The following is an 11958-nucleotide window of genomic DNA, read 5'->3' on the forward strand; positions in this document are numbered from 1 at the left end:
GTCCCTGCGGCAAGGTGCCTGCAGTGCGTCAGGGCTGGTGATGCGGGCATTCCTGGCCGTAACCAGACCAAGAGGCCGCTGATGCTCGAAAAGGGGGCAGGCAGGAGTGCCTGCTCACCTCGTGGTCGCGGCCCCGGCTATCGGCCCACTTCCAGCAGCGTGGGCAGTTTGTTCAAAGGGGTGATCTCCAGGCTGGCACCACTGGCGGCTTTGGGCTGCGGGTTGCTGGATTTCAAATAACGAAACAGCTCGCTGTCGGTCGTGAAGATCATCGTCGTGTCACCGGTGATGAGCTTCTTGTAAGCTTCCATCGTCTGCTTGAACTCGAACAACTCCATGGCCTCCGGCGTCTGGTTGTAGGCCTTCGCGTAGATCTCCGTGGCCTTGGCATCGGCGGTGCCCTCGAGTTCCTGCACCTTGCGGTAGGCCTCGGACTCGATGGTGGCCAGGTCGCGTTCGCGCTCGCCATTGATCTTCGCCGCCTCCCCGGCGCCTTCGGACCGATAGCGCTCCGCGATCTGCTGGCGCTCGCTGATCATGCGCTGGTAAATGGACTGGCTGACGGACGGGTCGTAATCAATGCGCTTCAGGCGCACATCGAGGATCTTGATGCCGAGATCCTTCACCTTGGGCGCCGCGTTGGCGAAAATCTCCGCCTCCAGCTCTCCACGGCCCTTGCTGATGGCGGGCAGCACGCCGATGCGCGCCTCCGCCGTCGAGATGACCGCGTTTGCCTCCGGCGCCGGGCCGTCACGTGCCACCTTGCGGTCCTTCGTGCTGCGCACGGCCTCGATGAAGTCATGCCGGGCGATCACGATCCGCGTCTCGCTGCCGATGATGCCGTTGAGGCGGGAGAGGGCGCGCGTCTCGTCCGTGAGCTGCCGGAAAAACATGAGCGGATCAGTGATCTCCCAGCGCGCGAAGACATCCACCATCACAAAGACCTTGTTCCGTGTGGTCATGGGCGTGGGTTCACCATCCCACTCCAGTACGCGTTTCTCGATGCGGTTCACCATCTGGATGAAGGGCGTCTTCCAGTGCAGCCCGGCCTTCGTGACCGGCTCTCCCACCGGCATGCCAAACTGAGTGACGATGACCTGCTCGGTTTCGCTGACGGTGTACAAGCCGGAACCGAGGACGATGACCAGCACGAGGCCGGCGATGAGCGCGAGGGTGGATTTCATCGGGAGGCGGCGGGTGGCTGGGGTTTCTGGGGCGCGGGCTGGCGCAAATTCAGCAATGGCAGGAAGGAGGAGGCCTTTTCATCCAGGATGATCTTGCCTGGCACGGTGGGCAGGATCTCGCCCATCGTCTCGAGGTACATGCGCTTCTTCGTCACCTCCGGCGCTTTCTTGTACTCGGTCAGCAGGGCGTTGAAGCGCGTCGCGTCGCCCTCGGCCTCGTTGATGCGCTTCGCGGCGTAGCCTTCGGCGGCGCTGATCTTCTGCACGGCCTCGCCTCTCGCACGCGGGACCACGCGGTTGTATTCCCCGCTGGCCTGGTTGATGGCGGACTCCTTCTCCTGCTGCGCGCTGTTCACTTCGTTGAAGCTGGCCTTCACCATCGCGGGCGGGTTCACATTGCCGAGCTGGATCAAATCGATGCGCAGGCCCATCTTCAGGCCGTCCACCAGCCCGCGCAGGCGCTCCAGCGCCTTTTGCTCCATTTCCTGGCGGCCGATGGTCAGCACCTCATCGACCGTGCGGTCGCCCACAACCTCGCGCATCACCGCCTCGGCCAGATCACGCAGCGTGGCCAGCGGCTCGCGGAAGTTGAAGGTGTAGGCCACGGGATCCTCCACATGGTACTGCACCTCCCATTCGACCAGCACCGCGTTCAAGTCGCCGGTCACCATGTTTTTCTCCTTCTGCTGCTCATCGTAGTCGGTGTACTGGTAAAAGTTCGTCGCCCCCCGCGTGGCCGTGCCGAACTCCAGCTTTTGCTGCCGCTGCACCTCTACGATGGTAGCGCTGTCGATGCCCCAGGGCAGCTTGAAGTGCAGTCCGGGGGGCGCGGTGCGTAGATAGCCGCCAAAGCGCTGCACCACGGCCACGGAGTTCGCCGGCACCTGATAGATGCCGGAGAAGATGCCGACCAAGGCGAAGAGAATGGCAAATCCGATCAGGATCTTCCGGGCATTGATGCTGACGCGGATGGGGCCGGGCAGGGGAGGCGGACGCAGAGTAGCCATGCGCCGAGGCTAACGCATTCAACGCGGGCGGCAAGCGGCATGCTGGGTGCTTACATTCTTCAGAGAAAATCCTCCACATACTGCTCCACGATCACCTTCAGCTCCGGCGGCCGTGGAATGCCGATCGCCACCGCGCGCGAGCCGTCCACCTGCTGCGGCCAGTTGTCCACGATGCCCTGAATGCGCGCGTCAAACGCATCCACGATCGGCCCCAGCGTGATCCCGCGCTCAGCAGCAACTTCCGCGATGACTTTCTCCGCGATCTGCGGTGTCACGCGATGCGCGGGCAGCACATAGGCGCGATCCTTGCCGAGTTTGTCCTCCGAAACCTCGCTCAGGGCGATGAACGACTCAATGACGGTGCGATAACCCGTCATCGGATGTGGTTGATCGCGGCGGATCGGCAGGTTGCACGCTTCACCGTTGAGTGGTTCGCGAAACATGCCGCTGGCCCAGCTCGAAGCAGCCGCGTTCGGCTTCCCGGGACGCACGATCACCGTCGGAAGGCGCACACTGCGTCCGTCGAAGTGGCCTTTGCGCGTGTGATCGTTCACCATCATCTCGCACATGGCCTTTGTCATGCCGTAGGTCGTCTGCGGGAGCTGCTTCGTGAAGTCGGACATCATCTGCGACATGTCGATCCCGCCGTAGCAGGCCACGCTGCTGGCAAAGATGACACGCGGCCGGCCTTCCGCCGCACGAGCGGCTTCAAACACGTTGCGCCCGCCGTCGAGATTCACACGCATCGCATCATCGAAGCGTTCCTCGCACTCGCCGCTCACCATCGAGGCCAGGTGGAAGATCACATCGAACTTGCTGCCTGTGGCCGCAAACACCGTCGCACGGTCGCCGATGTCGCCTTTGACCTGCTTCACGCGTGCATCCGTCGGCTCACCGCGAAAAAACGCGTCCAGCTGCACCATTTCCGTGATCGCCTGGCCGTTCCAGGTGCCGCGTTCGAGGAGCTTCTGCGCGAGCTGTGAGCCAAGAAAGCCGCCGCCGCCGGTGATGATGATTTTCATGCGTGAGTTGGGAAGAGATTTGCCATCAGGCATGGCCTGATGTGAGTTCGCCGACATGAGCAAGCCACTCGCAGGACACAAGATCGGATTCGTCGGCCTCGGCAACATGGGCCGGGCCAACGCGCGTCATTTGCACGAGGCGGGTGCCGATGTCGTCGTCTGGAACCGCAGTGATGCGCCCGCCGAGGCCGCCGTGAAGCTCGGCATGCGGCGCGCCGCCAGTTTGCCGGATCTCGCGCGTGAAGTCGGCCCCGGCGTCATCTGCATCAATCTCACCATGACCGATGTGGTCGAGCAGGTCGTCTTTGGCCCCGGCGGATTGATCGAAGGTCTGCACCAAGACGCGCTCATCATCGACTTCGGCACCACGGGCGTCCCTGAGACGAAAAAATGGGCCGAACGCGTGAACTGGGTCGATGCGCCTGTCTCCGGCGGCCAGGTCGGCGCCGAGGCCGCCACACTCACCATCATGGCCGGCGGCAGCGAGGCGAATTTCCAGCGCGCGCTCCCGATTTTTCAGGCCTGCGGCAAAAACATCACCCTTCTCGGCCCCAGTGGCAGCGGACAGGTCACGAAGCTCGCGAACCAGCTCATCGTCGCGCAAACCATCGACGCCGTCGCGCAGGCGCTGCGCCTGGCCGAGCTCTCCGGCGTCGATCCCGCGCTCGTGCGCAAGGCCTTGCTCGGCGGCTTCGCCGAAAGCCGCATTCTCGATCTGCATGGCGACCGCATGGTGCGCCGCGACTTCAAACCCGGCGGCCGCGCCACCCTTCAGCTCAAGGACGTCCGCCTCATGTGCCAGCTCGCCGATTCCGTCGGCCTCGACTCACCTACGCTCAAGAACTCGCTCGCCCAGTGGGAGAAGTTCGTTCACGAGAAAAACCTCGGCGATCTCGATCACAGCGGCTTGTTCCGGCTGTATGAGTGATCTCATAAAAGGGAGCGCGGAGACTCTTCTCCGCTGATTGGAAACCAGCGGGCAGGAGTGCCCGCTCTCCTCTCTCAAGAATGCATCACCTGGCCGCCGTCGATGTTGATTGTCTGGCCGGTGATGTTCTTGGCGTGATCTGAGGCGAGGAAACAAGCCATCGCGGCATATTCTGCCGGCATCTGCCAGCGGCCAAGGTGCGAGACCTTTTTGATCTTCTCCTTTGCCCAGTCGTCGAAGCTCTGGCGTTGAGATTCAGGCAAAAGCTTCTGTCCGGCAGCCCAGATCGACTGGTTCAGCTCCGTCTTCACCATGCCGGGCGCTAGAGCATTCACGCGGATGTTGTGCGGGCCGAGGTCTTTCGCTGCGCATTGCGTGAAGTTAATCAGCGCGGCCTTCGAGGCGCTGTAGGGCGGGTCGGTCTGAGAGCCGATTTGTCCGGCGACGGAAACGAGGAACAGCATCGAGCCGCCGCCGCGCTCGATCAGCCGTGGCGCGAAGGCGTGGGCCGCGTTCACCGCGCCGATGAGGTTCACCTCCAGCACCCGCGCCCAGTCGGAGGGCTCCAGGTTCCAAAAGGGGAAGCCGAATTTCCCGGATCCGATGCCCACGCAGAAAATCATGTGATCCACCGCCTCAAAACCGGCCGCGAAGGTTTTGACCGCCTCGTGACTCGTCACATCACCCGTCGTGATGAAATCCGCGCTCTTTTCGCGGTCAAAGCCGCGCACCGTGCATCCTTCGGCGACGAACCCTTCTGCGATGGCGCGTCCGATGCCTCGGGCGGCCCCAAACACAGCGACAGACTGGCCTGTGAGATTCAGATTCATGCGGAAGCATGTCGGGTTCAAAAAAGAACGCCACAGGCGTCAGATTCATCCGAATCAGGCCGCCGGTGGCGCTCAAGAATTCGTCACTGTGATTACTTGGTATACTGGCGCGGCTCGGAAGCCGCGACCGGGGCGTAGCTTCTGACCGCTGGACGGCTTGGTGTGTAGCCGCCGGTTCCCCAGTTGTAGGGATCATCAAACCAGCCGTAGTCCGCGTAATTGTCCGTCGGCATGGGCCAGATGGCATAACCGTTGCCATACCCGCCGCCGTGACCGCCGAAGCTCATGGGATCGTATTTCTGCGGCGTGTTCAGGGTGGAGTAGGTGTGCCCGCCGCCGATGGAACCCGACTGGGTGCAGGAAACGAGGGACAGCGCGGCAAGAGCCGGGAGGAGGAGCAGGGTGCGGGCGAGTTTCATGTGGAGGATGGGATTCGGGTCGAATTTCGCGGATGATGGGCTGACCGGCGAAAAAATGCAATGCTAGAAAAGTGGCAGCCCGGTTTTTGACCGTCCTGATGTGCTGAAAAGGCTGCGGCAGCTTCAAAATCGGGAAAGATGCGGTCAGATCACGTCAGAGCGGTCGTTCACCGCGCCGCCATGCGTTTCCTTGCCCTGCTCTTCGCTCTTTGCCCTCTGCTCTCCGCTTTCGCGAAGCCGAACATTGTTCTCTTCTACCTCGATGACATGGGCTGGGCGCAGCCGGGGGCTTACGGTGGTAATCTGGCGCCGACGCCGAACATGGATCGCATCGCGGCGGATGGGGTGCGCTTCACGAATGGCTACTCGAGCGGCTGCGTGTGCTCGCCGGGCCGCGTGGGGCTGATGACGGGGCGTTATCAGGCGAGAACGGGACACGATGCGAATCCAACGCGGGAAGGTCGCGAGCTGCTGTTGAGCGAAAAGACGATGGCGCAGCATTTGAAGCCCGCGGGCTACACGACGGGCATCGTGGGCAAATGGCATCTGGGCGATACCGGGCCCGAATTCATGCCACCGGCGCGTGGTTTTGATTTCGCGATGGGCACGGTCGGAAACCTCGGCGAGGGCAAGGGGCCGTCGTTTTATCGCGGCAGCGAGCTGGCGAAGGACCTGGAAGGCGCTCCGGTGACCTCGCCGGTGTATGCGAAGGAGGCTTGCGGCTTCATCGACGCGAACAAGGACAAGCCGTTCTTCCTTTATCTGTCGTTCAATGCCGTGCATTCGCCCGTCGTGGCCTCGCCGCACTGGCTGGAGAAGTTCAAGCACCTCGACAAACGGCAGCAAGGCTACGCCGCGCTCATCGGCGAGGCGGATGAAGCCATCGGCACGGTGATGACGAAGCTTCGCGACCTCAAGCTGGAGGAAAACACGCTTCTCTTTGTCATCAGTGACAACGGCGGTGCCTCGCCAGAAGCCGAGCAGTTGGGGCTGCGCGGCCGAAAGTGGTTCGTGTGGGAGGGCGGTATCCGCGTGACGTGGATGGCGCAGTGGAAGGGAACGATCCCCGGTAATCGCGTGGTGAATGATCCCGTCATCCAGCTTGATGTGTTGCCGACGGCGCTGGCTGCCTGCGAGCAATCCTCGTCAGTCGAGCTCGATGGCGTGAACTTGCTCCCGCTGTTGAGAGGCGAAGCCGACAAACTCGCGCCGCGTGAGCTTTACTTCCGCTTCGGCGTGCAGCACGCCGTGCGGCAGGGTGATTGGAAGCTCGTGAAGGCTTCCAAAGACATGGAGCCGATGCTCGTGAATCTCTCCAACGATCCCGGCGAACAAAAGGACCTCGGCGCCGAGAATCCAACGAAGAAGGCCGAACTCGTGGCCCTCTTCGACAAATGGAATGCCAGCATGCAGCCGCCACGCTGGGAAGACCAGCGTTGGAATGGTGATCCAGAGCGGAAGACGGATAAAAATAAGAAGAAAAGGAAGGTGAAGTAAGGCGCTTGGCGCTGGCGAGGGTTTCGGTTAGACCTTCCGCAGAATGAAACACCTTTTCCCTCTTCTTCTCCTTCTCGCGTCCTGCAGCAGCCAGCCTGGGAGCACGCCGGGGAGCCTGCCGCCGACGGGTTTTGGCATGCCGCAGATCATCAATGTGTCGGCGTATGATCCAAAGGAGCGGCAGCGGGTCGGGCGGAGCTATTCGGAGCATGATGTGAGCGCGTTGCGGGCGAACGGGGCGAGCGGGCTGATTGCGAGGGCAGGGAAGGGCGGCAATCTCGATGAGAAATGCGCGGCCTTTCTCGCCTCGGCGGATCGTGCGGGCATGCTACCGGGGATCTACTACCGCGTGCAGCGGCATGTGGATGCGGTGGCGCAGGCGGACCAGTTCGTGAACCGCGCGATGTCGCTGGCACGCGGCCGGTCCTGGAATGCGCCCGCGCTGCTGCTTTGCGGGGATTTCGACGGCAATCTGCCGCTGTCATCGATCCTGCGCTTCATGGAGCGTGTTGAATCACGCACCGGTGTCATCCCTGTGGCCTATCTCGAAAACAGCACGCAGCTCAAGCAGACGCTCAGCGGCGCGGACGCGGCCTCGAAGGCGAAACTGCGCCGCATGCCTTACTGGCTCGCCTTGTATGCGCACGACAGCGGCGCGGGACCGGTGTATCCCGCGCCGGGAAATCCGCACGGCCTGCTCAAGCAATACGACGTGTGGTCTAACTGGACGCTGTGGCAGTATGGCGGAGTCGATTGGCAGCGCGGGGGCTCGCAGCCCAAGGTGTACAATCACGGCCGCTATCGGAACTCGCTCTACTTTGGGGATCTGGACAGGCCGGTGGAGCGGAACGTGTTTCACGGCTCGCACGCGGCGCTGGGGGCGTTCTGGCAGCAGCATGGCCTGCGACTTCGCTGAACGATGCAAGGCGAGGCTTCGTTCTCGCGGCACACCGTCATGAAAAAGTGGCTTCTCTTCCTCCTGTGCCATTCGCTCTTTGCCGCGAATCAGCCGAACGTCGTCGTCATCCTTGCCGATGATCTCGGCTACGGTGATCTCGGCTGCTATGGGCATCCGAAGTTCAAAACGCCGCGCATTGATCAAATGGCGGCGGAAGGCGTGCGGATGACGCAGTTCAACACGCCTGCGCCGTTTTGTGCGCCGACGCGTGCTTCGCTCATGACCGGGCGCTATCCTTTCCGCTGCGGCATGACGCAAAATCCCGCGCCGGATGGTGGTCCCGTTGCGGATGCGCTCTCGCTGCCGAAAGACGAAGTGACACTCGCCCAAGTGCTCAAAAGCGCAGGCTACGCCACTGGCATGGTCGGCAAATGGCATCTCGGTCATAAACCCGGCTCGTTGCCCACCGAACGCGGTTTCGACGAGTATCATGGCATCCCTTACTCCAACGACATGCGGCCCGTGCAAATCCTCGAAGGCACCGAAGTGGCCGAATATCCCGTCGTGCAGGCCACGCTGACCACCCGCTATGCAAAACGCGCCACCGACTTCATCCAACGAAACGCCAAGAAGCCCTTCTTCCTCTACTTCGCCGAGGCGATGCCGCACAAGCCGCTCGCCGCGTCTGAGAAGAATTATAAAAAGAGCGGCGCGGGACTTTACGGCGATGCCTTGCTCGATCTCGACAACAGCGTGGGTGCGGTGCTCGATGCGTTGAAGCAGAACGGCGTCGATGAAAACACGCTCGTCCTCTTCAGCAGCGACAACGGCGCGTGGTTCGGCGGAAGCTGTGGTGGTCTGCGTGGGATGAAAGGCACCAGTTGGGAAGGTGGCTACCGCGTGCCGATGATCGCCCGCTGGCCCGGCAAGATACCGGCAGGCCGCGTGAGCCACGAGCTCACCGTCATGATGGATCTTTTTGCCACCGTGCTCGCCGCCACCGGCGCGAAGATGCCTGATGACCGCGTGCTCGACGGGCGCGATTTGATGCCGCTGCTAGTTGGCGATGCCAAATCACCCCACGAGTTCGTTTTCGGTCATCAAGGCCCCAAGCTCGTCACCATCCGCGATGCTCGCTGGAAGCTGCATCTCGCTCCAGCCCGTGAAATGGCCCTCAAGCCCGGCGCGGATGGCAAATGGCTCGATCCGCGTGCGCCGGATGGCGTGACGATTCTCGCGCCCTTCGAGCAATACAACCTCGACGCACACCCAGGACTCAAAACCGGCATCGAAGCTGCCAAAGGCCTCCTCTTCGACCTCCAGGCCGATCCCGGCGAGCAAGTCGATGTCGCGTCACAGCAACCCGACCAAGTCAAACGCCTCCAAGCCGCCTTCGATTCGATGAACAAGCAAGTGCCCGTCGTCGAGGAGGTCAAACGGACTCCCTACCAGAAGCCGTGATCGTTTTTGGCTGATACACGCACGCCGGATCTTCCGCGAAGGGATCGCCCGTGATGCCATGGGCGCGGGCGCGTGAGCCGCCGCACACATTTCTGAACTCGCAGCGGCCGCACTTGCCGCCGAGCGCGTTGCTGTCCCGCAGCGAGACGAACAGCGGATGATGGCGGTAGATGCACGCCGGATGCTCGTCTCTAACGTTGCCGCAGTCGAAGGGCAGGAAGCCGCTCGGCGAGACCACGCCGGTGTGCGAGATGAACATCACGCCGCGGCCATCGCGGATGCCGAGCGGTGAGCGCATGCCTGGACGCATCTTGCCGCCGGCTGCGCCGTGTTTTTGCAGAAGGATGCGCCGGAAATGATGCCCCTCGGTCGTCTTGATCGCAAACGGCGCCTTGCCGACGAGGTCGGCCAGGTCCTGGAAGATGTGCTCGATGTCGAGCGGATCGGGAAGGTCATCCGCGCCCGCACGACCTGTCGGCACGAGGAGGAAGATGCTCCACATCGCTGGTTTCAGCTCGAACATGAGCTTTTTGAAGGCCTCGTACTCGCGCAGATTGCCGCGCGTGAGTGTCGTGTTGATCTGCACGCTTAAATCTGCCGCGTGGGCGAGATGCACCGCCGCGATGGTGCGGTCAAACGTGCCCGACACGCCGCGAAAAGCATCGTGCGTCTCCCTCGACGCACCATCCAGGCTCAGCGAGATGCGCTCCACGCCCGCAGCCTTGATGTCGTGAAAGCCGGTGTGCATCAAGCGCGACGTTGCGGATGGACTCAGCCCCACATGCAATCCTGCCGCCGTCGCCTCGCGCACGAGGTCCAGGCAATCGCGCCGCATCAGCGGATCCCCGCCGGTGAGGATGAGCATCGGCGGATTTAATTCGGCGAGCTGCTGGATCAGACGGCTTGATTCCTCACGGTTCAGCTCCTGCGGATGCCGGTGCGACTGCGCCTCCGCGCGGCAATGCTTGCACGCTAGCGCGCAGGCCCGCGTGATCTCCCAGAAAACCAGAAACGGCCTCGATTCAAAGCCATCATAGCTCATCGAAGGCACATTCGACCATTGGGAGTTTGTGAGAGACGCGCTCATGGCGCTACTCAACCGCATTTCGCCTCCAATGTCCCGGCGCTGACTGTCGAAGGCTGTGCTGATTTTGGCTACTCCTCCTCGTCCCGCTTCACGAAGCGCTTACGATGCCATAGCAGCCACAACAGGCTAAGCAGAACCCAAGTCCATGCGGCGTAGATGTGGTGCGAGACGGTGGTCGAGGGCACCCATGCGGGCGTGGCGCGTGTCGTGGCCGCCAGTATGCCGAGGAAGATCAAAAAGCGCACCCACTTGGATTTCACGAAGAAGCCGTCCAGGTCGCCGCTGTGACCAAAGAGAACGCGAGAGCCGACGATGAGCATCAGCATGCCAAATCCTCCGATGTAGAGCAGGTGCTCGATGCTGACGTGCTGGAGGTAGTGAAACGGTGCCAGCACAAGACCGAGCCAGCCAATCGCCAGCGCCCAAAACAACCCGGTGGTGAGTGATCCGGCCTGCTGCGGCCTCCAGCGCACTTCGATGAGCAGATAACCCGCGGCGACGAGTGCTCGCAAAGCATAGCCGACCGCTACAAAGCCATGCGCTTCGAGAAAAAAGCTGCTCACGACCAAAATCGCCGCCGCGATGGCACACAGCAGCTTCGTGCGGCTTTGCGCCGCTGTTTTGGGATCGCCAAAATCACCGCCGAGCATGCGTGGGAAGACAAAGGAGCCGATGCCGAGCACGGGTGGCAGCAGCAGCCCTTGGTAAAGCAGCAGTCCGGCGAGGCGGAACTTTTCCGCAGTCATCTCGGTGTGCATCAGCGCGGCGCCGGCGATGCCGCAGCCGAGTCCGGTGAGCGCCAGCAGCATTTGCGGCGGCGGGGCTTCTTTTCGGAACTTCAGCACCCGAACCACGAGGCAAAGCAGCAGCGAGCCGAGCAGGGCGATGAAGAAGCCGTCACCCCAGGCGAGACGCAGGGTGAGATGACTTACACCACAGGCCAGATGCAGCGCGAGGAGCCAGATCAGCTCCAGCGGAGTCAGTTTCGGCGCCGTAGCCATGCGCGGGCCGGCGGTGCCGAGGAAGCCGACGACGAAGGCGCCGCCGAAAGCCTCTATCATGATCCGCGCGTGGACGAAGTTCGGATAGAAGCCAATCATCTGCGCATAAAACAGCGGCCACAACGACACGCCGATCACGCTCCACAGTGCACCGCTGAAAAAGAAGACGCGATACGGCTCCGAGGCGAGCCAGCACAGCCCATGGCCGCGCGGCCCCTGGGCCTTATGCTTCTTGTGTTTGCAGGCCGGGAAGCTCATGAGGCGGCCTTGTAACGTGAACATCTCTCCAGTTGTTCCGGCGTGAGGTTCGGGGGATCGAATCGCGGGTCGGTGACGGCGTTGACTTTGCTGCAGATGAGGTGCGCCATGTCGGCGGTGCGGAAGAGCACGGTTTCCCAGACGGCATACATCTTCAGCAGGTGACTGCTACAGTTCGTCTGCGCCACCTTTTCGAAGATGTGATCGAGCACCTCGTTGCTGCGCACGCGGTCGTAAAAGGTGTTCACGAGTTTCTCGATCTCGGCGCGGCCTTCGAAGTCGAGCTTGGGTTCAAACATGCGCGAACTGTGCAACTTTGCCGGTTTCTGTCATGCCGCTCTTCCTGCGGGGTTGTGTGCCCGAATT

Annotated in this window: 12 protein-coding genes; 4 read left to right on the plus strand and 8 right to left on the minus strand. The window is 62.2% G+C overall.

Translation table 11 applies throughout. The features are described from left to right. Positions 1-137 precede the first annotated feature (137 nt). The 3 genes from hflC to ACILSE_RS05190 are packed head-to-tail and all read right to left on the minus strand — an operon-like array spanning position 138 to position 3213. A complete protein-coding gene (hflC, locus tag ACILSE_RS05180; RefSeq protein WP_395716297.1) occupies positions 138-1184 on the minus strand; it encodes a protease modulator HflC in 1047 nt (348 codons plus the stop codon). Then, complete coding sequence (hflK, locus tag ACILSE_RS05185; RefSeq protein WP_395716298.1) at positions 1181-2191, minus strand: FtsH protease activity modulator HflK; 1011 nt, start codon at positions 2189-2191, stop codon at positions 1181-1183. Before hflK ends, hflC begins: the two co-directional genes overlap by 4 nt. 59 nt (positions 2192-2250) lie before the next feature. Then, positions 2251-3213, minus strand: a complete 963-nt coding sequence (locus tag ACILSE_RS05190; RefSeq protein ID WP_395716299.1) for an NAD-dependent epimerase/dehydratase family protein — start codon at positions 3211-3213, stop codon at positions 2251-2253. Between the two features lie 55 nt (positions 3214-3268). Between ACILSE_RS05190 and ACILSE_RS05195 the strand changes: the two genes are divergently transcribed. Next, positions 3269-4141: an NAD(P)-dependent oxidoreductase gene (locus ACILSE_RS05195; RefSeq protein ID WP_395716300.1), complete on the plus strand. Its 873-nt coding sequence runs from the start codon at positions 3269-3271 to the stop codon at positions 4139-4141. A gap of 74 nt (positions 4142-4215) precedes the next feature. Here ACILSE_RS05195 and ACILSE_RS05200 read toward each other — a convergent pair whose 3' ends face one another. Then, positions 4216-4971: an SDR family NAD(P)-dependent oxidoreductase gene (locus ACILSE_RS05200; protein ID WP_395716301.1), complete on the minus strand. Its 756-nt coding sequence runs from the start codon at positions 4969-4971 to the stop codon at positions 4216-4218. Between the two features lie 92 nt (positions 4972-5063). Beyond that, positions 5064-5390 (minus strand): hypothetical protein, encoded by a 327-nt coding sequence (locus ACILSE_RS05205; RefSeq protein WP_395716302.1) that lies wholly within the window; start codon positions 5388-5390, stop codon positions 5064-5066. A 180-nt stretch (positions 5391-5570) separates the two neighbouring features. Between ACILSE_RS05205 and ACILSE_RS05210 the strand changes: the two genes are divergently transcribed. Genes ACILSE_RS05210 through ACILSE_RS05220 form a run of 3 tightly spaced genes read left to right on the plus strand, consistent with a single transcriptional unit; the run spans position 5571 to position 9246 of the window. After that, a complete protein-coding gene (locus tag ACILSE_RS05210; protein WP_395716303.1) occupies positions 5571-6887 on the plus strand; it encodes a sulfatase-like hydrolase/transferase in 1317 nt (438 codons plus the stop codon). Between the two features lie 43 nt (positions 6888-6930). After that, entirely contained in the window at positions 6931-7803 is an 873-nt protein-coding gene (locus ACILSE_RS05215; RefSeq protein WP_395716304.1) for a GH25 family lysozyme, read from the plus strand. A 39-nt stretch (positions 7804-7842) separates the two neighbouring features. Continuing rightward, positions 7843-9246, plus strand: a complete 1404-nt coding sequence (locus ACILSE_RS05220; protein WP_395716305.1) for a sulfatase — start codon at positions 7843-7845, stop codon at positions 9244-9246. Here the strand turns inward: ACILSE_RS05220 and ACILSE_RS05225 are convergent. The 3 genes from ACILSE_RS05225 to ACILSE_RS05235 form a co-directional block, all read right to left on the minus strand. Beyond that, positions 9218-10333 (minus strand): TIGR04053 family radical SAM/SPASM domain-containing protein, encoded by a 1116-nt coding sequence (locus ACILSE_RS05225; protein ID WP_395716306.1) that lies wholly within the window; start codon positions 10331-10333, stop codon positions 9218-9220. The two genes, ACILSE_RS05220 and ACILSE_RS05225, sit on opposite strands and share 29 nt — an antisense overlap. Before the next feature lie 68 nt (positions 10334-10401). After that, positions 10402-11592: an NnrS family protein gene (locus ACILSE_RS05230; protein WP_395716307.1), complete on the minus strand. Its 1191-nt coding sequence runs from the start codon at positions 11590-11592 to the stop codon at positions 10402-10404. Beyond that, the gene (locus ACILSE_RS05235) at positions 11589-11891 is read right to left on the minus strand and encodes a hypothetical protein (protein ID WP_395716308.1); all 303 of its coding nucleotides are present in this window, start codon (positions 11889-11891) and stop codon (positions 11589-11591) included. The genes ACILSE_RS05230 and ACILSE_RS05235 overlap by 4 nt, the downstream gene beginning before the upstream one ends. Positions 11892-11958: the final 67 nt, after the last annotated feature.

It is taken from the genome of Prosthecobacter sp. (genome assembly GCF_044236155.1).
Taxonomy (GTDB): Bacteria; Verrucomicrobiota; Verrucomicrobiia; order Verrucomicrobiales; family Verrucomicrobiaceae; genus Prosthecobacter.